Raw genomic sequence first — 24,854 nt, 5'->3', positions numbered from 1 at the left:
ATCACCTCATTCGCGACTCACAGGTTGCGCGCGCGAAGTTAATGCGAGGTGAACGCGTCAAGGTTGAGCGAAGGGGCCGCGCTCCCGCCCGCAGCTGTCTTCCCGCAAGAGGGCCGGAAGGGGGTCGCGCTCAACCGCTGCGACGCATGCCGCCGAGGCTGGCCGAGAGGGTGAAGGCGACCGCGGCGGCGACGACGATCGAGGGGCCGGCGGGGGTGTCGAAGGTCAGCGAGGCCCAGAGCCCGGCCAGCGCGGCGGCGGCGGCGATGGCGGTCGCCAGCGCCGCCATCGCCTCGGGCGTGCGGGCGAAGCCGCGGGCGGCGGCGGCGGGCACGATCAGCATCGCCGCGATCAGCAGCGCCCCGACCACCTTGATCGCCACCGCCACCACCAGCGCCAGCGCCAGTGTCAGCACCAGCCGCTCGCGCGCGGGGTCGACGCCGGAGGCCTGGGCGAGGTCTTCGCTCAGCGTCGCGGTCAGCAGGCCCGACCAGCGCCAGGCGAGCCCGGCCAGCACCAGCGCCGCGCCGCCCCAGATGAAGGACAGGTCGCGCCAGCTGACGGCGAGGATGTCGCCGAACAGGTAGGCCTGCAGGTCGACGCGGACGCCGGGCACGAAGCTGATCGCGACCAGGCCGAAGGCGAGCGCGGAATGGGCCAGCACGCCCAGGGTCGTGTCCATCGCCCAGCCGCGGCCGGCGAGGGTTGAGACGGTCAGCGCCATCAGCAGCGCGACGCCAAGCGTGCCGGCGAAGATCGAGACCGAGAAGCCGAGCGCCAGGGCGACGCCGAGGATGGCGGCATGGGCGGTGGCGTCGCCGAAGAACGCCATCCGGCGCCAGACGACGAAGCAGCCCAGCGGTCCGGCGGCCAGCGCCAGGCCGAGCCCGGCGAGGGCGGCGCGGATCAGGAACGGATCAGGCATCGCTGTGCTCGTGCGTCTGGGGGTGAGCGTGGTCGTTTTCGTGGGCATGATCGGGCCCGTGATCGTGCCCGTGATCGTGATCGTGCCCATGATTATGGTCGTGATCGTGCTGGTAGAGCGCCAGCGCCCCGCCGGTGCCGTAGCCGAACAGCGCCCGGTATTCCGGCGCGTTCGAGACGACATGCGGCGTGCCGGCGCAGCAGACATGGTGATTGAGGCAGATGACGCGGTCCGAGGCGCTCATCACCACGTGCAGGTCGTGGCTGACCATCAGGATGGCGCATCCATATTCCCGCCGCACCTCCTCGATCAGCTTGTAGAAGGCGGCCTCGCCGGGCTGGTCCAGCCCCTGCGTCGGCTCGTCCAGCACCAGCAGTTCCGGCCGCGCCAGCAGGGCGCGGGCCAGCAGCACGCGCTGGAACTGGCCCCCCGACAGGCCGATGAGCTGCCGCCCTTCCATCCCGGCCATGCCGACCCGGGCCAGCGCCGCGGCGGCGTCGGCCGCGCCGGGGCGATGCGGCAGGGCGAGGAAGCGGCGCACGGTCATCGGCATGTCCGGGCCGACATGCAGTTTCTGCGGCACATAGCCCAGCCGCAGCCCGCGCTTGCGCGTCACCTTGCCGGCGCTGGGCTTCTGGATGCCCAGCAGGCTGCGCAGCAGGGTTGACTTGCCCGAGCCGTTGGGGCCGACGATGGTGACGATCTCGCCGGGTTCGACCGACAGGTCGACGCCGTCCAGCACCGGGCTGCCGCCGAAGCGGACCGTCAGGTTCTCCGCCGCGATCAGGCTCATTGCTTGGCCTGGCACTGGGGGCAGAGGCCGAGCGCCTCGAGCGTGGCGCGTTCGATGGTGAAGCCGAGGCCGTCGCCGGCGGCGACCAGCGCGGTATGGACGTCGTCGCCCGGCGCCTCGGCGACGTTGTCGCAATTGCGGCAGATCAGGAAGACCGGGGTGTGGAACTCTCCCGGGTGGACGCAGGCGGTGAAGGCGTTGAGCCGGCGGATGCGGTGGACGAAGCCCTGATCGACAAGGAAGTCGAGCGCCCGGTAGGCCACCGGCGGCTGCTTGCCGTATCCTTCCGCGCCCAGCCGCTCGAGCACATCATAGGCCCCAATCGCCCGATGCGCCTCGAGCAGGATTTCCAGTGTGCGGCGCCGCACCGGCGTCAGCCGCACGCCGCGATCGGCGCTCAAGGCCTCGACGCGGTCGAGCACGTCGGCGGTGCAGACATCGTGGTCGTGGCGGCTGAAGGCCGTGCCGGCCCGGTCGGGGGTGTCGGAGGAGCTAGGCATTTTGACCGCTGTTATGCTATTACATCTCTTGACTTGTTATTATATAACATACGATATGCCATCCCGTTACACAATCCCCGGAGGTTCCCGATGCGCAGATCCGCCCTTGTCGCCGCCATTCTCGTCGCCGTTGCCGGCATGGCCCGGGCCGAGGTGCCCCGCGTCGTCACCGATATCCCGCCGGTCCAGTCGCTGGTGGCCCAGGTGATGGGCGACCTGGGCACGCCCGAGGTGCTGCTCGGGCGCGGCGCCAGCCCGCACGAGTTCCAGCTGCGCCCGTCGCAGGCGGCGGGGCTGACCCGGGCCGACCTGATCTTCTGGATCGGGCCCGAGCTGACGCCGTGGCTCGACCGGGCGCTGAAAGGCGTCGGCGGGGCCGAGAACGCGGTGGCGCTGCTGCATGCGCCCGGGACCTTCACCCTGGACTTCGCCGCCGGCGCGGACGACGACCACGACCAGGATCGCGACGCGGCGGCGGCCGGGGATCACGACCATGACCACGAAGAGGGGCATCACCACGAGGGGCTGAACCCCCATGCCTGGCTCGACCCGGCCAATGCCGAGCACTGGCTTGACGTGATCGCCGACGATCTCGCCGCCCGCGACCCCGAGCATGCGGCGACCTATCGCGCCAACGCGGCCGAGGCCAAGGCCGGGATCGCGGCCGCCGATGCCCGCAACCAGGCGCTGCTGGCGCCGGTCGCCACCGTGCCGCTGGTGGTCGCGCATGACGCCTTCGGCTATTTCGCCAAGCATTACGGCATCAACATCGTCGGCGCCGTCGCGCTGGGCGACGCGGCGCGGCCCGGGGCGGCGCGGCTGGCCGAGATCCGGGCCAGGTTGAAATCCTACGGCCATGCCTGCGTTTTCCCCGATGCCGACCAGGACCCCAAGCTGGTCGCGGCGGTGGCCGAAGGCACCGGTGCCCGGCTGGGGCGCCCGCTCGATCCCGCGGGCACGCTGCTCGACCGCGGCCCGGGCCTCTATGTCACGCTGATCGACGGTCTGGCGCAGACGATCGCCGATTGCGCGACAGAGTGACCGGCATGACGGCCCGCGCGGGTTGACCGCACCGGCCCGGCGTGGAAAGCCTGAAGGCGGGCAGCTGCAAGGAGGGCGCGATGGCGGCCGATATCCGGTCCTTCGGAACCCTGTCGGATGGGCGCGCGGTGCAGGCCGTGCGCCTGCAACGCGGAGAACTGACGGCGGTCGTGCTGACCCGCGGCGCGGTGCTGCAGGATCTGCGGCTGGCCGGCACGCCCTACAGCCTGACGCTGGGCTCGGACGTGGTGGCGGCCTATGAAGGGCCGCTGGCCTATTTCGGCGCCATTGTCGGGCCGGTGGCCAACCGGATCGGCGGCGCGACGGCGGTGATCGCCGGGCGCCGCTACGACTTTCCCGCCAACGAGGGCGCGGTGCTGCTGCATGGCGGGGCGCACGGCACCCAGGCGCAGCTGTGGGAGATCGTCGAGGCCGAAGAGCATCGGCTGGTGCTGCGGCTGGCGCTGGAGGACGGTGCCCAGGGGTTCCCCGGCAATCGCGAGATCACCGCCGAATATGCCCTCACCGCCGGTTTCGAGCTGACCCTGACCCTGAGTGCCACCAGCGACGCGCCGACCCTGATGGGCCTGGCCAATCACAGCTACTGGAACCTCGACGGCAGCGCCGATTACGCCGGTCACCGGCTGCGGGTGGCGGCCGATCGCTACCTGCCGGTCACCGACGAGGGCCTGCCGACCGGCGAGGCGCGGCCGGTCACCGGCGCCTTCGACCTGCGGGGCGGGCGCAGCCTTGATCTCAGCGAGGGCTTCGACCATTGCTTCTGCCTCGCCCGGTCGCCGCGCGCGCTGACCCCGGTGGCCGAACTGATCGGGGCCAAGGGCGTTCGGATGGTGATGGAGACGACGGAGCCCGGGCTGCAGGTCTATGATGGCCGCGGGGTGAACTCCGGCGCCTATCCCGGCCATGCCGGCCAGCCCTACGGCCCCTTCGCCGGCCTCGCGCTCGAGGCCCAGCGTTGGCCCGACGCGCCCAACCACCCCGGCTTTCCCAGCGTGACGCTGGCGCCGGGCGGGCGCTACGAACAGGTCACGCGCTGGCAGTTCGAGCGGGTGGAGGCGGGGTAGAGGCAGGCCTTTCCTCCGGCGGCGATGCGGGGCGGTGAAGACCGCTACTTGAAAATTTCGTTTCCCCTGACATTGCGATATTTGCTGCGCACCTCCGCCCGGTGCGCGCTGGAACCGCGCAGGGCGAGCGCCTGCCCGTCCCGGCGGGCTGGCGCTTTGGCCATCTGCGTGCTTCGCTCACAATTCAGAGGGGCTTGGCTACCATGAAGCATCAGCTTCGATGGTTGCGGGCGCCACTCCACGGGCAGGCACATGCCCTGCTCATGTCGGACAAGGTGGGAAGGGCGCGACAGGGGCTGAAGCGGGCCGGTTCCGTCTGCAGGCGGAACGACGTTTTCTTGGCACTGCCGCTTCGTCGCCTCCCCGTCGTCAGAGATCGAACCTTTGCCCAGCCGTGCCGCGATATTTCGCCGTCACCTCGGGATCGCACTCGCCCTCGTCATAGACCCCCAGCAGGATGCCGCGCCGGTCCGAGCCGCCGCGCCCGGCGAGGATCTCGGCGTCCGAGCGTGTCGTGCGCTGCGACATCCGCCGCCCCCAGCGGGCCAGCCGCTCCTGCATCATCGCGATCACCTCGCCATGCTCGGCACTGTCGCCGAGGTCGTGCAGCTCCTGCGGGTCGCTTTCCATGTCGAACAGCATCGGCCGGAAACCGCCCTCGGCATGGATGAACTTCCACCGCTTGTCGGCCACCATGAACAGCCGCGCGTCGCGCGGGGCGACGCCCAGCTTCGCCGCCATCGGCGAGGTGGCGTAATCGTATTCGCTGACCGCGAAATCGCGCCAGTCCTCGGGCACCTCGCCGTGCAGGAAGGGCAGCAGCGAGCGGCCCTCGACGATATGGTCGGGCACCGCGCCGCCGGCGGCGTCGATGAAGCTGGCGGCAAGGTCGATCTGCTCGACCAGCGCGTCGCAGGTGCCGCCGCGGGTGGCGTCGGCCTCGGGGCGCGGGTCGTAGACGATCAGCGGCACCTTGACCGAGGGCTCGTGGAACAGGTCCTTCTCGCCCAGCCAGTGGTCGCCCAGGTAATCGCCGTGATCCGAGGTCAGCACGATCATCGTGTCGCCCATCCGCCCGGTTTCCTCGAGCCGGCCGATGAGCCGCCCCATCTGGTCGTCGCATTGCTTGATCAGGCCCATATAGGCCGGGATCACCTTCTCGCGCACCTCGTCGCGCGAGAATGCCCGGCCGATCGCGTTGGCCTGGAAGGCGCCGAAGATGGGGTGCGGGTTCTGGCGCTCGCGCGCGTCGCGGACGGCGGGCGGCACATGTTCCGGCCCGTACATCGCGTGATAGGGGGCGGGGACGATATAGGGCCAGTGCGGCTTGATGTAGCTCAGGTGGCACAGCCACGGCGCCTGCGCCTGCTCGATGAAATCCATCGCGCGCGCGGTCAGCCATGGCGTCTCGCTGTCCTCCTCGCGGATATTGGCCGGCCGGTCGGCATGGCGCATGAACCAGCCGCTGGCGATCTGCCCGTCCTCGTCGACGCCGGCATTGGCATGGCTGGCCCAGGGGTTTTCGCCGTCATAGCCCTGCGCCTTGAGGTATTCGTTATAGGGCGAGCGCCGGCTGTCGTAGAACCCGTCCGGCCCCTCGGCCCAGAGCCCGTCGTCGCGGGTGAAGATGTCGAAGCCGCATTCGGCGACCCGCGCCCCGATCACGCTGTCCGGTGCCAGGCCGAGCCGCGCCATCCCCTCGGCATCGGCGCGCATATGGGTCTTGCCGACCAGCCAGCTGTCCATGCCGATCCTGCGCAGATGGTCGCCCAGCGTCAGCTCGCCGACCTTGAGCGGATAGCCGTTATAGGCGGCGCCGTGGGAATGGACGTAGCGGCCGGTATAGGTGCTCATCCGGCTCGCGCCGCAGACCGGCGACTGGCAATAGGCGCGGGTGAAGCGCACGCCCCGGGCCGCCAGCGCGTCGATATGCGGCGTCTGCAGATGCGGGTGGCCGGCGCAGGACAGGTAGTCCCAGCGCAGCTGGTCGAACATGATGAACAGGATCCGGCGGATCGGCTGGGGCATGGCGGTCTCCTCGCGGCCGAGCAGAGCAGAGCGCGGAGGGGCTGGCAAGCGCGGTCTTTTTGGCACCGGAACGCTATCGAGCGGCTCTCACCGGGCCGGCAGACGGCCCCCGGCGACGTTGACAGTTCTCTGCCGATGGCGCATCCCGGATACTGGGTCTAGGGGCGCAGCAAGGACGGTGCCATGAAAATCGCGATGATCGGGACGGGCTATGTCGGGCTCGTTTCCGGGGTGTGTTTCTCGGATTTCGGCCATGAGGTCGTCTGTGTCGACAAGGACCCGAAGAAGATCGAGATGCTCGAGGCCGGCGGGGTGCCGATCTACGAGCCCGGACTGGACGCGCTGCTGGCGAAGAATGTCGAGGCCGGGCGGTTGAGCTTCTCCGGCGATCTGGCGGCGGCGGTCGCCGGCGCCGACGCGGTGTTCATCGCCGTCGGCACGCCGACCCGGCGCGGCGATGGCCATGCCGACCTCACCTACGTCATGGCGGCGGCGGAAGAGATCGCCCATGCCCTGACCGGCTATGCCGTGGTGGTGACGAAATCGACGGTGCCGGTCGGCACCAACCGCCAGGTCGAAGAGGTGATCCGCGCCGCCAATCCCGAGGCCGCGTTCGACGTCGTCTCGAACCCGGAATTCCTGCGCGAGGGCGCGGCGATCGACGATTTCATGCGCCCCGACCGGGTCGTCGTCGGCGTCGAATCCGAGCGCGCGCGCGCAGTGATGGGCGACATCTACCGGCCGCTCTTCCTGCGCGAGTTCCCGATCGTCTTCACCGACCTGGAATCGGCCGAGATGGTCAAATACGCCGCCAACGCCTTCCTCGCGACCAAGATCACCTTCATCAACGAGATCGCCGCGCTGTGCGAACGCGTCGGCGCCGACATCAAGGCGGTCAGCAAGGGCATGGGGCTGGACGGCCGGATCGGCAACAAGTTCCTCCATGCCGGGCCGGGCTTTGGCGGATCGTGCTTTCCCAAGGACACCCGCGCGCTGGCCCGGATCGGCCAGGACCACTCGGTGCCGATGGAGATCGTCGAGACGGTGATCGCGGTCAACGAGCAGGTCAAGCGGCGGATGATCGAACGCATCACCGATCTCTGCGGCGGCTCGGTCAACGGCAAGGTGATCGCGGTGCTGGGCGTGACCTTCAAGCCCAATACCGACGACATGCGCGAGGCGCCGTCTCTGACCATCGTGCCGGCGCTGGTGGGCGGCGGGGCGAAGGTGCGCGTTGTCGATCCGCAGGGCCGCAAGGAGGGCGAGGCGCTGCTGCCCGGGGTGACCTGGATCGAGGATGCCTATACCGCCGCCGAGGGCGCCGACGCGCTCGTCACCCTGACCGAGTGGAACGAGTTCCGGGCGCTCGACCTCAAGCGGCTGGCCGAGACCATGGCCACGCCGCGGATGGCCGACCTGCGCAACCTCTACCATCGCTCGGATGTCGAGAAGGCCGGCTTCCACGCCCATATCGGCGTCGGGCGCTGAGGCGCCCGACCGGACGCCTCCGGCGGGAGTATTTGAGCAAAGAAGAAATCAGAAGCGCGTCGGCAGGCAGGCCGTGGCCTCTTGGTTGGCGCGGCCGTCGAGGGCGGCGGCGATCAGCCGCGCGGTGACCGGGGCGAGGGTCAGGCCGATATGGCCGTGGCCGAAGGCGAGCAGCACCTCGGCGCCGCCGCTGGAGGGGCCGATGACGGGCAGGCTGTCGGGCATCGAGGGGCGGAAGCCCATCCAGCTCCGGCTCGGTGGCGGCAGCTCGGGGAAGATGCTGCGGGCGCCCTCGTCTAGCCGGGCGATGCGATGCGGCGAGGGCGGCGCGGTCAGGCCGCCCAGTTCCACCGTGCCGGCGACGCGCAGCCGGCCCGCCATCGGGCAGAAGTAGAAGCCGCGCGAGGTCGGGCTGGTGGGGCGGCCGAGCGGCAGCTCCGCCATGTCGTATTCGACGTGGTAGCCGCGTTCGGTATCCAGCGGCACCCGGTCGCCGGCCTGCCGGGCCAGGGCGCGGGAATGGGCGCCGGCGGCGATGACGACGCGGTCGGCGCACAGATCGAGGCCGGGGCCGGTGAGCCGGACGCCGGCGGCGGTGCGGGCGAGGCCTTCGGCCCGGGCGGTGAGGAAGCGGGCGCCGGCGGCTTCCACGGCGGCGGCCAGCCGGGCCATCATCGCGCCGGGATCGGCGACGAAGACGGTCCCGGGGAAGAAGGCGCCGCCCTGCACCGGCGGCAGGGCGGGTTCCAGCCGGGCGACCTCTTCGGGCCCGATCAGCTCGACCGTGACGCCGAGGGCGCGGCGGCTGGCCATGTCGGTCTTGGCGGCCGCGACCGCGGCGCGGCTGTCGTAGAGGTAGAGCGCGCCGTTCCGGCGCAGCAGGTCATCGCCGCCGATCTCGCGCGCCAGTTCGATCCAGCACGGGCCGGCATCGGCGGTGAGCTCCCCGAGGGCCCGGGCGTTGCGCCGGGCGGCGCCGGGCAGCGACTGGCGGGCGAAGCGCAGCAGCCAGGGCGCCAGCGTCGGCAACGCGGCGCGGCGGATCGCCAGCGGCGAGTCGCGGTCGAAGAGCAGCGACGGCAGGTTCTTCAGCACCGAGGGCGTGCCGACCGGCTGCACCGCGTAATCGGCGATGGTGCCGGCATTGCCGTAGGAGGCGCCGGCGCCCGGCGGCTCCGGGTCGATCAGCGTCACCTCGCGCCCCGCCTGCGCCAGCCGCAAGGCGATGGTCAGGCCGATGACGCCGGCGCCGACGATGGCGATCTCTCTGGTTTCCGTGCCGTTCATCTGCATCCCCGTTGCCATCGAAAGGTGGGGCCCGTCACATGCAGGCGTCGAACAGGGCGCGGGTGTTCTCGCGCGTCATCTCGACCGGGTTGCCGCCGCAGGACGGGTCTTCCAGCGCCATCTCGGTCAGTTCGCCCAGACGCTCGGGCTCGACCCCCAGCGCGGTCAGGTTGGCCGGGATGGCAAGCTCCTCGCGCATCTTCAGGACATGGGCATAGACGCCGTCGAAACCGCCCTCGAGCCCCAGATAGCCGGCGGCGCGGGTCAGCCGGTCCTCGATGGCCGGGCGGTTGAACTGCAGCACCATCGGCATCACCACCGCGTTGGTGGTGCCATGGTGTGTGCCGTAGACCGCGCCGACAGGGTGGGAGAGCGAGTGGATCGCGCCGAGCCCCTTCTGGAACGCCACCGCGCCCATCGCCGCCGCGCTCATCATGTGGGCGCGGGCGGTCAGGTCGTCGGGCACGGCATAGGCGCGGGGCAGGTTCTCGATCACCAGCCGCATCCCTTCCAGCGCGATGCCCTGGCTCATCGGGTGATAATGGGGCGAGCAATAGGCCTCGAGGCAATGGGCGAAGGCGTCCATGCCGGTGCCGGCGGTGATGAACTTCGGCATCCCCACGGTCAGTTCCGGGTCGCAGATCGTCACCGCCGGCAGCAGCTTGGGATGGAAGATGATCTTCTTCTTGTGCGTCAGCGAGTTGGTCAGCACCCCGGCACGTCCGACTTCCGAGCCGGTGCCGGCGGTGGTCGGCACGGCGACGATCGGGGCGATCTTGGAGCCGTCCGCCCGCGTCCACCAGTCGCCGATGTCTTCGAGGTCCCAGACCGAAAGACCCTCGGGCTGGTCGGCCATCAGCGCGATCATCTTGCCCAGATCGAGCGCCGAACCGCCGCCGAAGCAGATCACCCCGTCATGGCCGCCGGCCCTGTAGGCGGCGATGCCGGCCGCCATGTTGGCCTCGTTCGGGTTCGGGTCGACCTCGGAGAACACCGCCCGGCCCAGCCCGGCGGCGTCGAGGATGTCGAGCGCCTGCGCCGTGATCGGCAGGGCGGCCAGCGCCTTGTCGGTGACCAGCAGCGGCTCGGCGATGCCGGCGGCGGTACAATGCTCGGCCAGTTCCGCGATCCGGCCGGCGCCGAACTTCACCGCGGTCGGGTAGGACCAGTTCCCGTTGAGCGTCATCGTCATCTTCGGTCTCCGACTTTCGTGTCTTGTGGCGCGGTCATTCCGCCGCGCCTTCCGGGTAGCTTGCGATCTCGATCAGGTTGCAGTCGGGATCGGTGAAATAGACCGAGGTGATCGGCCCCCGCGCGCCCGAGCGCGTCACCGGACCTTCCACCACGGCGACGCCGGCCTGTTCAAGGCGCGCGATCACCCGGCCGGCGGGCCAGTCGGTCAACAGGCACAGGTCGCCCGAGCCGATGCCGGCATGGTTGCGCGTCTCTTGGCCGAGGCTTTGCAGGTTGATCTTCTGGTCGCCGAAACGCAGCGCCCGGCGGCCGGCGCCGAAGGTCACCGGCTCCAGCCCCAGCACCCGGGCATAGAACGCCGCCGCCGCGTCGGGGTCGCGCACGGTCAGGACGACATGGTCGATGCCGCTGATCATGCTCAGGCCCGTTCCAGTCCGCGCCGCAGCTCCCAGTCGGTGACGACGCGGTTCTGCTCCTCGATCTCCCACAGCGCGGCGCGGGTGTAATGCTCGACGACATTGTCGCCGAAGGCCGCGCGCAGCATCTGCGAGCCGTTCATCAGCCGTGCCGCCTCGCCCAGCGTGCCCGGCACCGCCTGCACGCCCTCGGCCTGGTAGACGTCGCCGGTGGTCAGCGGTTCCAGTTCCATCTCGCCCTCGATCCCGGCCAGCCCGGCCGCCAGCACCGTCGCCATCTCGAGATCGGTGGCCAGCAGGTAGTTGCAGCAATGGGTTTCCGCCCAGGCGCTGTCGACGAAATGGGCGGCGTGGAAGCGTTTGCCCATCAGCCGGCCCTGCATGTCGACGATACAGGCAAGAATCGTGTCGATCTCGTCCGCCGCGACGGCCTCTTCCAGCGCCTCGAAACTCAGATTGCCCGCCATGCTGTCCGTCCCCGTTGCCTGTCCTTGCCGGCCCGGGCGCGATCCGGTCAAACCGTTCCCGCCCGTTGTGGCACATCCGCGGGGGCGGGGGTAGCACCCGCGCGCGCCGCGCCCGCAGCGGATCGAAAGAGGCCGCGCGGCGCGGGCGAGACGGTCACGGTTTGGGCGGTCGCGGGGTCAGTAGCCCCGCGCCCGGTCGACCTCGTAGAGGAAAGGCTCGCCGGCCTCGCCGCGGCGCACGTTCTCGGCGATCACACGCGACGCGCTCGGCGCCCGGGTCTCCGAGGCGATATGCGGCGTCACCGTCACCTTGGGATGGGCCCAGAACGGGTGCGCGGCCGGCAGCGGCTCGGTGCGAAAGACGTCGAGCGTGGCATGGCCGATATGCCCCGCATCCAGCGCCGCCAGCAGGGCGTCGTCGTCGATCAGCGGTCCGCGGCCGGGATTGACGATCACCGCGCCCTCGGGCAGCGCCGCCAGCCGCTCGGCATTCATCAGGTTCTCGGTCCCGGCGGTCAGCGGCAGCAGCAGCACGACGATCTGCGCCCCCGCCAGTGCCTCGGTCAGCCCGTCCTCGCCCGACAGGCAGCGGATGCCCTCGACCTCCTTCGCGGTCCGGCTCCAGCCGGTGACGGGGAAGTTCAGCGCCGCCAGCGCCCGGCCGCAGGCCCGGCCCAGCTCGCCCAGCCCGAGGACCGTCACCGGCCGCTCGCGCGCGATCGGCGGCACCGCGCCGTTGCGCCAGACGCCGTCCTGGTTCAGCACGTGCAGGTCTGTGTTCAGGTGGTGGCGCAGCACGTGGCCGGTCACCCATTCCACCATGCCCTCGGTCAGCGCCGGGTCGACCATCCGGCACAGCGGCTGGGTCAGGGTCTGGTTGCCGACGATCTGCTCGACCCCGGCCCAGAGGTTCAGCACCCCCTTGCAGCCGGCGAACGGGGTGAAATCCGAGATGTCGCCGTTCGGCGCGAAGACGATGTAATCCACCGCCGCCGGATCGGGCGCCGCGTTCGACAGCGCCACGTCGAGCCCCGCCTCGGCGAAGGCCGCCTTCAACGGCGCCTCGTATTGCGGCCAGCGTGCTGCCCCGGCGGCGAAATAGACATTGATCGGCATCGCTCATCCCCTGCTGTTTCAAAGCGCCTAGCACGGGCCAGTCAGCACTCCAAGCCTGCCTTCCTCTCAGCGAAAATATCCTCGGGGGGCGCAGGGGGGCAGACAGCCCCCCGCCTCTGCCCCCGCCACTGCCCGGCGTTTCAGCGCGGCCGGTGGATATGGGCGCTCTGCACCAGCCCGAAGCCGGCCAGCAGCACCAGCATCGCCGAACCGCCATAGGAGACCAGCGGCAGCGGCACGCCGACCACCGGGGCGAGGCCCATCACCATCGACATGTTGACGGCGAAATAGAAGAAGAAGGTTGCCGCGACGCCGAGGATCAGCAGGGCCGAGAACCGGTCCTTGGTCTGCATCGCCGAGGAGATGCAGAAGACGATGATCAGCACATAGAGCATCAGCAGAGAGAAGGCGCCGACGAAGCCGAATTCCTCGCCCAGCGTGGTGAAGATGAAGTCGGTATGCTTCTCGGGCAGGAAGTTCAGCCGGCTCTGGGTGCCCTGCAGGAAGCCGCGCCCGGTCCAGCCGCCCGATCCCAGCGCGATCTTGGCCTGGCTGATGTGATAGCCGGCGCCGAGCGGGTCCGAGCCGGGGTCGAGGAAGGTGTCGATCCGCTTGAACTGGTAGTCTTTCAGCAATTGCCACGAGGTGCCGCGCGACATCATCACCGCCGTCACCAGCCCGGCGCCCAGCGCCGCGACGACGCCGAAATACCACAGGCTGACCCCGGCGCAGAACATCACCACCGCGCCGCCCAGCAGCAGCAGGATCGCGGTGCCGAGGTCGGGCTGCTTGATGACCAGGAAGGTCGGCACCAGGATCAGCAGCACCGGCACCAGCACCCAGAACGGGCGCGACACCTTCTTCGGGTCGAGCCAGTCGTAATAGGCCGCCAGCAGCATGACGAGGGCGATCTTCATCAGCTCCGAGGGCTGCAGCCGCATGAAGCCGAGGTCGATCCAGCGTTGCGCGCCCATGCCGACGGTGCCGAACATCTCGACCACGACCAGCAGCAGCAGCGAGACCCCGTAGGCCAGCCCGGCCATGTTGCGCCAGAACCAGATCGGCACGAAGGCGATGAAGAACATCACCCCCAGCCCGAGGACGAAACGCTTGATCTGGGCCCCGGCCCAGGGGTCGAGGGAACCGCCGGCGACCGAGTAGAGCATCAGGAAGCCGACCGAGGAGACCGCGGTCAGGAGCAGCACCAGCGCCCAGTTGACATGCAGCACCTTGCGCAGGCCCGAAGGCACGTGCTTGACGGTATATTCGAGATAGCTCATCGCCGGTCTCCTTCCCTCACGCCCGCGACCGCGCCGGCGCTTGCGGGGCCAGCTGGCGCAGTTGCAGCGCCTTCTGCTCTTCCTCGATCTTCTTGCGCTGGTGGGCGGGGTAGGCGGTCAGCGGCGGCAGCTTGCCGTAAAGCGCCTGGAGCATGATGTCGCGCGCGATCACCGCCGCGTTATGCGACGAGCTGCCGTGCTCGATCACCACCGAGACCGAGTAGCGCGGCGCGTCGAAGGGCGCGTAGCAGACGAACAGCGCATGGTCGCGCCGGTTCCAGGGCAGGTCTTCGTTGCGGATCACGCCGCGGGCGCGTTCGGCCGCGGTGATGTTGCGGACCTGGCTGGTGCCGGTCTTGCCCGCCATGCGCAGGTTGTCGAGGTCGATACGGGCGCTGCGGGCGGTGCCGTGGCGGCCGTTGACGACGCCGAACATGCCCTGCCGCACGCCGCTCAGGGCGCCGGCGGCGAGGTCGAGCGCCGGGACTGCGCCGGCGGTCTGGTCGATGCCGTCGATCGACTGGATCAGCCGCGGTTCGACCGCCCGGCCAGTGGCGACACGGGCTGCCATCACCGCCAGCTGCAGCGGCGAGGACAGCACGTAGCCCTGGCCGATGGCCGCGTTCAGCGTGTCGCCGATCAGCCAGTCGGAATGGCGCCGCTGCTGCTTCCATTTCTTGGTCGGGTTCAGCCCCGAGGCGATGCCCGACAGCGGCAGGTCGTGGCGGATGCCGAGGCCGAGGGAATCCGCCATCGCGCTGATCGCCTCGATCCCGACCCGCTGGGCGACCTCGTAGTAATAGACGTCGCAGGACTCGGCCAGGCTGCGCTGCAGGTCGACCTTGCCGTGGCCGCCATGCTTCCAGCAGTGGAAGCGCCGGCCGCCCAGTTCGACATAGCCGGGGCAGTAGATCGTCTCCTGCGGGTCGAGCTTGCCGGCATGCAGCGCCGCCAGCGCCGAGACGATCTTGAAGGTCGAGCCCGGCGGATAGGTGCCCGTGACCGCCTTGTCCAGGAGCGGCCGGTGATCGTTCTGCATCAGCGCGTTGTAGTCCTTCGACGAGATGCCGCGGACGAACTTGTTCGGATCGAACGAGGGCGCCGAGCCGATCGCCACCAGCGCCCCGGTCTGGACGTCCATCACCACCGCCGAGGCGCTTTCGCCGGCCAGCCGCGCCTGGACGTAGTTCTGCAGCGCCGCGTCGATGGTCAGCTGGACGTTCGAGCCCGGCGTGCTCTCGGTCCGGTCGAGCTCGCGCATCACCCGGCCGACGGCGTTGACCTCGATCCGCTTGGTGCCGGCCTTGCCGCGCAGGATTGTCTCCTCCTTGGCCTCGACCCCGACCTTGCCGATCTGGAACTTGGGGATCTGGAGCAGCGGGTCGGGATCCTCCTGCCGCTGCAGGTCGCGCTCGCTGACCGGGCCGACATAGCCGACGACATGGGCGAAATCCTTGTCGAGCGGGTAATGCCGCGACAGCCCGACCGCCGGCGAGACGCCGGGCAGGGCCGGGGCGTTGACCGCGACCCGGGCCAGGTCGTCCCAGCTCAGCCGGTCGGCGACGGTGATCGGCACGAAGGGGCTGCGGCGCTTGATCTCCTTCAGCGTGCGGTCGATGTCGTCCTGGCTCAGCGGGATCAGCTCGGACAGCTTGTTCAGCACCGCCGGCACGTCGCCGGCGTCCTCGCGCACGATGACAACGCTGTAATTCTGCTCGTTGCCGGCCAGCAGGATGCCGTTGCGGTCGAAGATCAGGCCGCGCGCCGGCGGGATCAGGCGGATGTTGATCCGGTTCTCGTCGGCCAGCATGCGGTACTGCTTGGCCTCCTCGACCTGCATGTAGCGCATGCGCAGCCCCAGCGCGGCGACCACCGCCGCCTGAGCCCCGCCCAGCATCAGGGCGCGGCGCGAGATCCTGCGCTGGCTTTCGCCGTTCTCGCGGCCCGGGCGTCTCATATCCGCCTCCCCAGCGCATCGACCTCGCCCGGCGCCGTCTTGCGCAGTCCGAAGACCAGCGCGGTGACCGCGACGACCAGCGGATAGGTGACGATCGAGCCGAGGACGCGGATCAGGGCAAAGCCGAAATCGGGCTGCGGCAGGACGACCAGCACGAAGGCGAGGCGATAGGCGATGAAGGCGGCGAACATCACCACCGAGACCATCAGCCATTCGGTCAGGATGTTGACCTCGCGCATCAGCGCCACCCGGCCGCGCAGGAATTCCGAGGCGACCAGCACGATCACCGCCCACAGCCCCGGCGGCCGCATCAGCAGCAGGTCCTCGAGCAGGATCACCGCCGCGATCAGCAGGGCGGGGACGTAATCGGGCCGGCGCAGCACCCAGGCGAAGGTGACGCCCAGCAGCAGGTCGGGGCCGGGCCAGCTGACCGGCGCGGTGTCGAGTGGCAGCAGGCGGACGAACATCAGGAAGCCGGCGATGGCGACATAGAGGGCGCGGTAGGCCCAGCGGGTGCGGGTGAGCGGCTCAGCCATCGGTCGCCCCCGCCGTCCCCGTCGTCGCGGGGGGCGACGGCAGCGGCGCGTCGGGGGGCGTCACCAGGCTGCCGGGATCGGTGATCCGCTCGGTCGGGTGGCTGCGCAGCACGCGCAGGAAGTCGAGCCGCTCGTAATCCGCCGCCAGCCGCACCCGCAGCCGGTGATCGGCGCCCTGCACCACTTGGCCGACCAGCAGGCCCGAGGGGAAAACGCCGCCGTCGCCCGAAGACACCACCCGGTCGCCGGCCCGCACCATGTCGGTATTCTCGACGAAGTCGAGCGGCGGCACGGCGGTATTGTCGCCGGCGACGATGCCGCGCTGGCCCGAGGGCTGGATCGTCACCGGGATCCGGCTGGTCGAATCGGTCAGCAGGATCACCCGGCTGGTCGTGCGGCCGACGCCCGAGATCCGGCCCACCAGCCCGAGCCCGTCCATCACCGCCCAGCCGTCGACGATGCCGTCGCGGGCGCCGACATTGAGCAGCACCGACTGGCGGAAGGGCGAGCCGCTGTCGGCCAGGACCACGCCGGTCACCTTGGTCAGCTTGGGGTCGAGCCGGACCTGGTTGAGGTCGAGCAGCTTGGCGTTCTTCTGCTCAAGCTGCAGCGCCGCCTCCTTCCAGGCCTTCATCTGCTGCAATTCGCGGCGAAGCTCCTGGTTCTGCTCGTAGATCCGGGAGTAGGATTCGAAGCTGTCGGCCATGTCGGCCAGCTTGGTCACCGGGATCAGGGCCCAGTCGAAATTCGGCACCACCCGGTCGATCAGCGCGGCGCGGAAGCGTTCGACGCGCGGGCTGTCGATGCGCCACAGGGCGAAAATCGCCACCAGGACGAAGATCGTCATCCCGATCAGGATGTTCCTGATCGGACGTACGAAGTCCTCCTGTCCGTTACGGTCCTTCGCCACGACTGCCCCATCCTTAGGCGCCGCTACCTGCGGCCGGCGCCCGTGTTAGCTGTCGTAATCTATCACATGGCGCAGTTGCTTTTCATATTCCAGCGCCTTGCCGGTGCCCAATGCGACACAATTGAGCGACTCGTCCGCGACCGAGATCGACAGGCCGGTCTGCTCGCGCAGCGCCAGGTCCAGCTCGCCCAGCAGGGCGCCGCCGCCGGTCAGCATCACGCCGCGATCGACGATGTCGGCGGCCAGGTCGGGCGGGGTGGCCTCGAGCGCGATCATCACCGCCTCGCAGATCTGCTGCACCGGTTCGGCCAGCGCCTCGGCCACCTGGGCCTGGTTGATCTCGGTCTCCTTCGGCACGCCGTTGAGCAGGTCGCGGCCGCGGATCTGCAGCGCCGCGCCGCGGCCGTCATCGGGCATCCGCGCAGTGCCGATCTGGGTCTTGATCCGCTCGGCGGTGGCTTCGCCGATCAGCAGGTTCTGCTGCCGCCGCAGGTAGGAGATGATCGCCTCGTCCATGCGGTCGCCGCCGACCCGGACCGAGCGGGCATAGACGATGTCGCCCAGCGACAGCACCGCGACCTCGGTCGTGCCGCCGCCGATATCGACCACCATCGAGCCGGTGGGGTCGGTGATCGGCATGCCGGCGCCGATGGCGGCGGCGATCGGTTCGGCGATCAGACCGGCGCGGCGGGCGCCGGCCGACAGCACCGACTGGCGGATCGCCCGCTTCTCGACCGGGGTGGCGCCATGGGGCACGCAGACGATGACCTTCGGCTTCGAGAAGGTCGTGCGCTTGTGCACCTTGCGCATGAAATGCTTGATCATTTCCTCGGCGACGTCGAAATCGGCGATGACGCCGTCGCGCATCGGCCGGATCGCCTGGATCGAGCCCGGGGTCCGGCCCAGCATCAGCTTGGCATCCTCGCCCACCGCCAGGACCTGCTTCTTGCCGTCCTTGACGTGATAGGCGACCACCGAGGGCTCGTTCAGGATGATGCCGCGACCCTTGACGTAGACGAGCGTGTTCGCCGTGCCGAGGTCGATCGCCATGTCCGACGAGAAGATGCCCGAAATGCCAACCATGCTGGGGTGATCCTTGTTGCGCCTTGCCCTTGGTTTCCTGCCCTTCCGGCAGAAGTGCAGGCGGGTCCTTATAGGCAACGGCGCCTTGGATGAAAAGGGGGCTGCGGCGGCGCAATGGGCGCAAAACCGCACGTTCGCGGGGGCGTGGCGCCCGATCCGGACACAACTGCGTCAACCCGTCCCGATCACGATCCGGCGCGTCTTGATATGGATCATAAAAATCGAATTCAAATCTGGTAACGTTTCCGTGAGTGCAATTTGAGCCGCGGGAGATTTTACAATGCTAGTATTCGATATTCTTACCGGTACGGTAAAGGACGACATCCTCGTCGGAGACATCTCGAACGACAGTATCTCGGGAGATGGTGGCGACGATATCATCATTGGCAGTGAAGGGTTCGACAACCTGCTGGGCGAGGCGGGCGATGACCTGATTGCGGGCGATGCCGACGCCGACACCATCGAGGGCGGCGACGGCGACGACATCATCTCCGGCGGGACCGGCAGCGACGTGATCTTCGGTGACAACCTGGGCGCCGGCGGCGGCTCGAGCACGCCGGTGACGACCTCGAACACGACCACGATCCCGGCCACCAGCCAGGACTTCTCGGTCAGCCTGACGGCGCCCGACAGTTCCGCCGATACCGCCTACACGATCAGCGGCTTCGTCTCGACGGCCGCCGTGACCAATCAGAACGTGAACGTTTCGGTCGTGGTCGACACCTCGGGCAGCACCAGCAGCACCTACTCGGGCACCCCGGTGGGTGACCTGAACGGCGACGGCTATTCCGACACGGTTCTGGATGGCGAGATCGCGGGCGTTCTGGCGCTGGTCGATTCGATGATCAACGACGCCAAGCTGCCCGATGCGAACGTGCAGCTTGCACGCTTCGACAGCACGGCGTCGACCGTGTTCAGCGGTCGCGTCGACCAGGACGCCAACAATGACGGCGTTCTCGACATCGTGGCCGCCGCCAAGGCGCTCAGCTATGGCGGCTCGACCTACTACGACTACGGGCTCCAGGAATCGATCAGTTTCTTCGGTGGCGCGCCGGCGGGCCAGAACTATGTCTGGTTCATGTCCGACGGGGTGCCGTCGAGCTACTCCTACGATGACGAGGTGCAGACGCTGATCGATCCCACCGGTATCGACGCCAAGATCACCGCGATCGGTGTCGGCTCCGGTGCGTCCGAGAACCCGCTCGACCTGCTCGATGACGGCATCGACAACGATTCGGCCGAGATCGTCACCGACCCGGGCGCGCTGAGCGCCTCGATTCTCGGCAGCGGCATCGACGCGGCCGACGTCGACCGGGTGGAAATCTGGCTTGACGGTTCGCTGATCCAGACCATCGCCTCGACGGCCCTGGTGCAGACCCCGCTCGGGCTGCGCTACGAGGTCGACCTGACCGGGCTCGATCCCGACGCCGAGGAGCGCATCGTCGTGCGCGCCTATGCCAGCGATACCGCCTCGACCATGGTCAGCACGGCCCAGACCGTCGAGGTTCTGGCGGCCGATGGCGATGACGTGATCTTCGGCAACGAAGGCTCGGACATGATCTTCGGTCAGGGCGGAAGCGACTTCATCAACGGCGGCGGTGCCAGCGACCTGATCTACGGCGGGTCCGGCAACGACACGATCATCGGCGCCGACGGCCATGACACGATCAATGGCGGCGCCAATGCCGACCGGATCTACGGCGGCACCGGTGACGACCAGCTGGTCGGCGATCTCGGATATGACACGATCTGGGGCGGCCTGGGCGATGACACCATCTACGGTGGCGATCACGGCGACTGGCTGCGCGGCGGCGACGGTGCCGACGCGCTGTTCGGCGGCGGCGGTATCGACTGGGCGGACTATCGCGGGGCCGCGACCGGGGTGACGGTGGCCATGCTGGCGCCGAACATCAATACCGGCGAGGCCACGGGCGACACGCTCGTCAAGGTCGAGAACATCCGCGGGACCGACTTCGACGACGACCTGCGCGGCGACAGCGTCAGGAACGTGCTGATGGGGCTTGCCGGCAACGACAAGCTGGTCGGCAACGACGGCAATGACCTGCTGCAGGGCAACGCGGGCGCCGACGCGCTGTATGGCGGCAAGCACGCGGACCGGCTGGAAGGCGGTCTGGGCGCTGACCATCTCTACGGCAACCTTGGGGCCGACGTGCTTGTCGGCGGCGCCGGCAACGACGTGATGGACGGCGGCCTCGGCATCGACACCTTCGTGTTCTTCGCCGGCACCGGCAACGGCGCCGACACCATCGAGAACTTCGTTGCCGTGGATGACACGATCCGCATCTTCCTCGGGACGCTCGATCCCAGCTCGGTCTCGGTCACCAATGACGGCACCGACACCACGATCACCTACGGCGCCGGCGGGGCGAACACGATCCTGCTCGACAACGTGGCGCTGCTGGCCGGCGACATCACCTTCGATCTGGTCTGACCACGGTCGGACCGGACCCGAGAGGGGCGAAACGGAGCGGGCCCCGGGAGCGATCCCGGGGCCCGTTTCCTTGTCCCGGTCGGACCGGGAACCGGGGCGCGTGGGGTCAGACCGCCTCGGCCGCCGGCTTGGTCTTCTGCCGGCGCTGGATCAGCCGGTTGAGCGCGTTGATATAGGCCTTGGCGCTGGCCACCACGGTGTCGGTATCGGCCGACTGGCCGGTGGCGATCTTGCCGTCCTCTTCCAGCCGCACCGAAACCGTCGCCTGGGCGTCGGTGCCCTCGGTCACGGCATGGACCTGGTAGAGCGCCAGCCGGGCGTCGGGATGCGGGTAGAGCGACTTGACCGCGTTGAAGGTGGCGTCGATCGGGCCGTCGCCGGTGGCATGGACGTCATGGTCGACGCCGTCGATGCCCAGCACCATGTCGGCCGTCTGCGGCCCGTCGGTGCCGCAGACCACCTGCAGCGACTTGAGTTGCAGGTGATCGTTCTCGGCGCTGGTGGTCTGGGCCTGCATCAGCGCGATCAGGTCGTCGTCATAGACCTCTTTCTTGCGGTCGGCGAGCGCCTTGAACCGGACGAAGACATCGGCCAGCTGGTTGTCGGCCAGCTCGTAGCCCAACTCGCCCAGCTTGGCGCGCAGCGCCGCCCGGCCCGAATGCTTGCCCATCACCAGGTTGGTGGCGCTCAGGCCGACATCCTCGGGCCGCATGATCTCGAAGGTTTCCGAGTTCTTCAGCATCCCGTCCTGGTGGATGCCGCTTTCGTGGGCGAAGGCGTTCTTGCCGACGATCGCCTTGTTGAACTGGACCGCGAAGCCCGAGACGGCAGCGACGCGGCGCGAGATGTTCATGATCTTGGTGGTGTCGATATGGGTGTCGTAGGGCATGATGTCGTGGCGCACCTTGAGCGCCATCACCACCTCTTCCAGCGCGGTGTTGCCGGCGCGTTCGCCCAGCCCGTTGATCGTGCACTCGATCTGCCGCGCCCCGGCCTCGACCGCGGCCAGGGAGTTGGCCGTCGCCATCCCCAGGTCGTTGTGGCAATGGGTCGAGAAGACGATCTGATCGGCCCCCGGCACTCGTTCCAGCAGCATCCGGATCAGGTCGGCGCTTTCGCGCGGGGCGGTATAGCCGACGGTGTCGGGGATGTTGATCGTGGTGGCGCCGGCCTTGATCGCGATCTCGACCACCCGGCACAGGTAGTCGTGTTCCGTCCGCGTCGCGTCCATCGGCGACCATTGCACGTTGTCGCACAGGTTGCGGGCATGGGTGACCGTCTCGTGGATGCGCTCGGCCATCTGGTCCATGTCGAGATTGGGAATGGCGCGGTGCAGCGGCGAGGTGCCGATGAAGGTGTGGATGCGCGGGAACCTGGCGTGTTTCACCGCCTCCCAGCAGCGGTCGATATCCTTGAAATTCGCCCGGCTCAGGCCGCAGATCACCGCGTTCTGGGCCTGCTTGGCGATGTCGCGGACGGCCTCGAAATCGCCCTCGGACGCGATCGGGAAGCCGGCCTCGATGATATCGACACCCATTTCGTCGAGCAGCTGGGCGATCTCGAGCTTCTCGTCATGGGTCATGGTGGCGCCGGGGCTCTGTTCGCCGTCGCGCAGGGTGGTGTCGAAAATCAGGACGCGGTCCTGGTCGGTCGTGCTGGTCATGGTACTGATCTCTCTCTTGGTCCTTAGCTGAAGTGCAGGGCGCTGGTCACCTCCGAGCGGTCGCGCCCTAGGGCACGCTCAGAGGCTGCTAAGGAGAAGAAGACCACGGGGGGCGAGGGCGCTGGCAGCACCCGGAATAATGAGGATATGGCGACCCCGTGTCATGGACCCGGACTATACGGACGAATCGCGAAAAGGGAAGGGCGAATTTTGGTGATTCTTTTGCTGTCGAGGCGTGGGGCCGACATCAATCATCCACACCCGACCTTCGTGCTTTCCTGCAAGTTCTCTCGCCCGGTACGCGCGGGAACCGCGCAGGGCGAGCGCCTGCCCGTCCGGGCGGGCTGGCGCTTTGGGAACCTGCGCGCAACGCACGTATTGCAGATGTATCTGGCCACCATAAAGCGCGGAGCCCGGCGGTCGGAAGCGCCACCCCACGGGCAGGCGCCCACCCTGCTTCCTTCGTGCCTTGGAATAGGGCGTTCAACCGGCCTTTTCCGCCGCCTTGGCGGCATCCCACAGGGCGTCCATCTCGGCCAGGTCGCTGTCCTCGGGCCGCTTGCCCTGCTCGGCCAGCGCCGCCTCGATCGAGCGGAAGCGGCGGATGAACTTGGCGTTGGCGGCGCGCAGGGCGGCCTCGGGATCGACCTGCAGGTGGCGGGCGAGGTTGGCGATGACGAAGAGCAGGTCGCCGAATTCCTCGAAGGTCTCGGCCTCGGTCATCGTCTCGCGCGCCTCGACCAGCTCGTGCGCCTCCTCGACGATCTTGTCGAGCACCTGCGCCGTCGACGGCCAGTCGAAGCCGACCCGCGCCGCCCGCTTCTGCAGCTTCACCGCGCGCAACAGCGCCGGCAGCCCGGCGGCGACGCCGTCGAGCACGCCCTTCTCGGCGCGCCCGGCGCGCTCGGCGGCCTTGATCTTCTCCCAGTCGACGGTCTGCTGTTCGGCGCTCTTGTCGCGGCTCTCGTCGCCGAAGACATGCGGGTGACGGGCGACCATCTTGTCGGCGATCGCCTTGACGACGCTGTCGAAGGTGAACAGCCCCGCCTCCTCGCCCATCTGGCCGTGATAGACCGATTGCAGCAGCAGGTCGCCCAGCTCGCCCTCCAGCTCGTCCCAGGCCTCGCGCTCGATGGCGTCGGCGACCTCGTAGGCCTCCTCGATCGTGTAGGGGGCGATCGAGGCGAAATCCTGCTCGATATCCCACGGGCAACCGGTTTCCGGGTCGCGCAGCCGGCGCATGATCTCGCGCAGCCGCGCCATGCCGCCGTTCGGATCGTGGACCAGCCGGTCGCTGGCGCTTTGCTCTCGATGGTCGTCAGGCATTGCGGCTCCTCGGGTTTTCGGCTTGTCTTCGCTTAACCGAAGCCGCGCTCAGGAGTCCATCATGCCCGTCCTCAACAGTATCGCCGACAGTGCCGACGAGATGGCGGGCTGGCGGCAGCATATCCATCAGAACCCCGAGATCGGGCTCGATTGCCACCAGACCGCCGCCTTCGTCGCCGAGCGGCTGCGCGCTTTCGGTGTCGACGAGATCCACGAGGGCATCGGCAAGACCGGCATCGTCGCCCTGATCCGCGGCCGCGGCGAGGGGTCGGTGATCGGGCTGCGCGCCGACATGGACGCGCTGCCGATGCCCGAGACGACCGGCAAGGACTACGCCTCGCAGGTCGAGGGCCGGATGCATGCCTGCGGCCATGACGGCCATACGACGATGCTGCTGGGGGCGGCGAAATACCTCGCCGAAACCCGCAACTTTGCCGGCACCGTGGCGCTGATCTTCCAGCCGGCCGAGGAAACCGGCGAGGGCGCCCATGCGATGGTGAACGAGGGCATCATGGACCGCTTCGACGTCAGCCAGGTCTATGCCCTGCACACCTCGCCTATGCACGACCTGGGCACTTTCTGCACCCGGCCCGGCCCCTACATGGCGGCGGTCGGCGATTTCGACATCCGCATCAAGGGCCGCGGCGGCCACGGCGCCTATCCGCAGCGGTCGCAGGACCCGGTGGCGGCGGCGCTGGTGATGGGCAACGCGCTGCAGACCATCGTGGCGCGCAACGCCGATGCCAATGACGAGGTCGTGCTGTCGATCACCGAGATCCATGCCGGTTCGGCCTTCAACGTGATCCCGGCCGAGGCCCGGCTGGGCGGCACGATCCGCTGCTTCTCGACCGAGGCGCGCGACATGGTGCGGCGCCGGATCCGCGAGATCTGCGAGGGTGTCGCCGCCGGCATGGGGGTGACGGTCGAGGTCCGCAGCTCGATCGACCTCGACCCGACGATCAACCACGGGCTCGAGACCGCGCTCGCCTCCGAGGTGGCGCAGGAGGTCTCGGGCGAGGGCGGCCTGTTGATCGAGGAGCACCCGCATATGGGCGGCGAGGATTTCGGCGCCATGCTGGCGGCGCGGCCGGGCTGCTTCCTGTTCCTCGGCCAGGGCAAGGGGCCGATGGTCCACGAGACGAATTTCGACTTCAACGACGCCGTCGCCCCGGTCGGCGCCAGCTTCTTTGCCCGGCTGATCGAGAAGGCCCTGCCGCTGGGCTGAGCCGGCTGCTTGGCCCAGGGCCGGCGCGAGGAAGGGGCGAGGCGGTTTGTCGGAAGCGGGCCGTCTTGTCGCCGGGCGCGGA

21 protein-coding genes are annotated in these 24,854 nt (G+C 69.0%); 5 read left to right on the top strand and 16 right to left on the bottom strand.

Annotated elements, in window-relative coordinates:
- Positions 1-130: 130 nt before the first annotated feature.
- From ACFOES_RS00570 to ACFOES_RS00560, 3 genes are read right to left on the bottom strand one after another with little or no spacing between them, the layout of a single operon-like run.
- Positions 131-925, bottom strand: a complete 795-nt coding sequence (locus tag ACFOES_RS00570) for a metal ABC transporter permease (RefSeq protein ID WP_377830798.1) — start codon at positions 923-925, stop codon at positions 131-133.
- Positions 918-1,718: a metal ABC transporter ATP-binding protein gene (locus ACFOES_RS00565; RefSeq protein ID WP_377830797.1), complete on the bottom strand. Its 801-nt coding sequence runs from the start codon at positions 1,716-1,718 to the stop codon at positions 918-920. The genes ACFOES_RS00570 and ACFOES_RS00565 overlap by 8 nt, the downstream gene beginning before the upstream one ends.
- Complete coding sequence (locus ACFOES_RS00560) at positions 1,715-2,218, bottom strand: Fur family transcriptional regulator (protein ID WP_377830796.1); 504 nt, start codon at positions 2,216-2,218, stop codon at positions 1,715-1,717. The genes ACFOES_RS00565 and ACFOES_RS00560 overlap by 4 nt, the downstream gene beginning before the upstream one ends.
- Positions 2,219-2,308: 90 nt before the next feature.
- On the opposite strand from ACFOES_RS00560, the gene ACFOES_RS00555 reads away from it, so the two are divergent.
- Together ACFOES_RS00555 and ACFOES_RS00550 are read left to right on the top strand one after the other, a co-directional pair.
- Positions 2,309-3,259, top strand: coding sequence for a zinc ABC transporter substrate-binding protein (locus tag ACFOES_RS00555; protein WP_377830795.1), 951 nt, complete (start codon positions 2,309-2,311; stop codon positions 3,257-3,259).
- An 80-nt stretch (positions 3,260-3,339) separates the two neighbouring features.
- Positions 3,340-4,344 (top strand): aldose epimerase family protein, encoded by a 1,005-nt coding sequence (locus ACFOES_RS00550; protein ID WP_377830794.1) that lies wholly within the window; start codon positions 3,340-3,342, stop codon positions 4,342-4,344.
- Positions 4,345-4,713: 369 nt separating this feature from the next.
- On the opposite strand, the gene ACFOES_RS00545 is transcribed toward ACFOES_RS00550, so the two are convergent.
- Positions 4,714-6,372, bottom strand: a complete 1,659-nt coding sequence (locus ACFOES_RS00545; protein WP_377830793.1) for a sulfatase-like hydrolase/transferase — start codon at positions 6,370-6,372, stop codon at positions 4,714-4,716.
- A gap of 183 nt (positions 6,373-6,555) precedes the next feature.
- On the opposite strand from ACFOES_RS00545, the gene ACFOES_RS00540 reads away from it, so the two are divergent.
- Positions 6,556-7,860 (top strand): UDP-glucose dehydrogenase family protein, encoded by a 1,305-nt coding sequence (locus ACFOES_RS00540; RefSeq protein ID WP_377830792.1) that lies wholly within the window; start codon positions 6,556-6,558, stop codon positions 7,858-7,860.
- 48 nt (positions 7,861-7,908) lie between these two features.
- Here the strand turns inward: ACFOES_RS00540 and ACFOES_RS00535 are convergent, their stop codons facing one another.
- The 10 genes from ACFOES_RS00535 to ACFOES_RS00490 all read right to left on the bottom strand — a co-directional run bounded on the left by ACFOES_RS00535 (position 7,909) and on the right by ACFOES_RS00490 (position 18,106).
- Positions 7,909-9,147 (bottom strand): NAD(P)/FAD-dependent oxidoreductase, encoded by a 1,239-nt coding sequence (locus ACFOES_RS00535; protein WP_377830791.1) that lies wholly within the window; start codon positions 9,145-9,147, stop codon positions 7,909-7,911.
- A 34-nt stretch (positions 9,148-9,181) separates the two neighbouring features.
- On the bottom strand, positions 9,182-10,333 hold the full coding sequence (locus ACFOES_RS00530) for an iron-containing alcohol dehydrogenase (RefSeq protein WP_377830996.1): 1,152 nt from the start codon (positions 10,331-10,333) through the stop codon (positions 9,182-9,184).
- A 40-nt stretch (positions 10,334-10,373) separates the two neighbouring features.
- Positions 10,374-10,757: a VOC family protein gene (locus ACFOES_RS00525; protein WP_377830790.1), complete on the bottom strand. Its 384-nt coding sequence runs from the start codon at positions 10,755-10,757 to the stop codon at positions 10,374-10,376.
- A 2-nt stretch (positions 10,758-10,759) separates the two neighbouring features.
- A complete protein-coding gene (locus ACFOES_RS00520; RefSeq protein ID WP_377830789.1) occupies positions 10,760-11,224 on the bottom strand; it encodes a hypothetical protein in 465 nt (154 codons plus the stop codon).
- Between the two features lie 177 nt (positions 11,225-11,401).
- Positions 11,402-12,340: a 2-hydroxyacid dehydrogenase gene (locus tag ACFOES_RS00515; protein WP_377830788.1), complete on the bottom strand. Its 939-nt coding sequence runs from the start codon at positions 12,338-12,340 to the stop codon at positions 11,402-11,404.
- A gap of 140 nt (positions 12,341-12,480) precedes the next feature.
- The gene (rodA, locus tag ACFOES_RS00510) at positions 12,481-13,620 is read right to left on the bottom strand and encodes a rod shape-determining protein RodA (protein WP_377830787.1); all 1,140 of its coding nucleotides are present in this window, start codon (positions 13,618-13,620) and stop codon (positions 12,481-12,483) included.
- Positions 13,621-13,636: 16 nt separating this feature from the next.
- Positions 13,637-15,577 (bottom strand): penicillin-binding protein 2, encoded by a 1,941-nt coding sequence (mrdA, locus tag ACFOES_RS00505; RefSeq protein WP_377830786.1) that lies wholly within the window; start codon positions 15,575-15,577, stop codon positions 13,637-13,639.
- Positions 15,574-16,113 (bottom strand): rod shape-determining protein MreD, encoded by a 540-nt coding sequence (locus tag ACFOES_RS00500; protein ID WP_377830785.1) that lies wholly within the window; start codon positions 16,111-16,113, stop codon positions 15,574-15,576. The genes mrdA and ACFOES_RS00500 overlap by 4 nt, the downstream gene beginning before the upstream one ends.
- The gene (gene mreC / locus ACFOES_RS00495) at positions 16,106-17,023 is read right to left on the bottom strand and encodes a rod shape-determining protein MreC (RefSeq protein ID WP_377830784.1); all 918 of its coding nucleotides are present in this window, start codon (positions 17,021-17,023) and stop codon (positions 16,106-16,108) included. Before mreC ends, ACFOES_RS00500 begins: the two co-directional genes overlap by 8 nt.
- Positions 17,024-17,068: 45 nt before the next feature.
- On the bottom strand, positions 17,069-18,106 hold the full coding sequence (locus ACFOES_RS00490) for a rod shape-determining protein (RefSeq protein ID WP_377830783.1): 1,038 nt from the start codon (positions 18,104-18,106) through the stop codon (positions 17,069-17,071).
- A gap of 280 nt (positions 18,107-18,386) precedes the next feature.
- Here ACFOES_RS00490 and ACFOES_RS00485 point away from each other — a divergent pair, with 280 nt between their 5' ends.
- Positions 18,387-20,558: a hypothetical protein gene (locus tag ACFOES_RS00485; protein ID WP_377830782.1), complete on the top strand. Its 2,172-nt coding sequence runs from the start codon at positions 18,387-18,389 to the stop codon at positions 20,556-20,558.
- A 106-nt stretch (positions 20,559-20,664) separates the two neighbouring features.
- Here ACFOES_RS00485 and ACFOES_RS00480 read toward each other — a convergent pair whose 3' ends face one another.
- Positions 20,665-22,221, bottom strand: a complete 1,557-nt coding sequence (locus tag ACFOES_RS00480; RefSeq protein WP_377830781.1) for a 2-isopropylmalate synthase — start codon at positions 22,219-22,221, stop codon at positions 20,665-20,667.
- A 483-nt stretch (positions 22,222-22,704) separates the two neighbouring features.
- The gene (gene mazG, locus ACFOES_RS00475) at positions 22,705-23,547 is read right to left on the bottom strand and encodes a nucleoside triphosphate pyrophosphohydrolase (RefSeq protein ID WP_377830780.1); all 843 of its coding nucleotides are present in this window, start codon (positions 23,545-23,547) and stop codon (positions 22,705-22,707) included.
- A gap of 61 nt (positions 23,548-23,608) precedes the next feature.
- Between mazG and ACFOES_RS00470 the strand changes: the two genes are divergently transcribed.
- Entirely contained in the window at positions 23,609-24,772 is a 1,164-nt protein-coding gene (locus ACFOES_RS00470; RefSeq protein ID WP_377830779.1) for a M20 aminoacylase family protein, read from the top strand.
- Positions 24,773-24,854: the final 82 nt, after the last annotated feature.

Source organism: Acidimangrovimonas pyrenivorans (assembly GCF_042643245.1).
In the GTDB taxonomy this organism is placed as follows: domain Bacteria; phylum Pseudomonadota; class Alphaproteobacteria; order Rhodobacterales; family Rhodobacteraceae; genus Acidimangrovimonas; species Acidimangrovimonas pyrenivorans.
The sequence above is the reverse complement of the archived record's forward strand: the minus strand, read 5'-3'. Positions and strand labels throughout refer to the sequence as shown.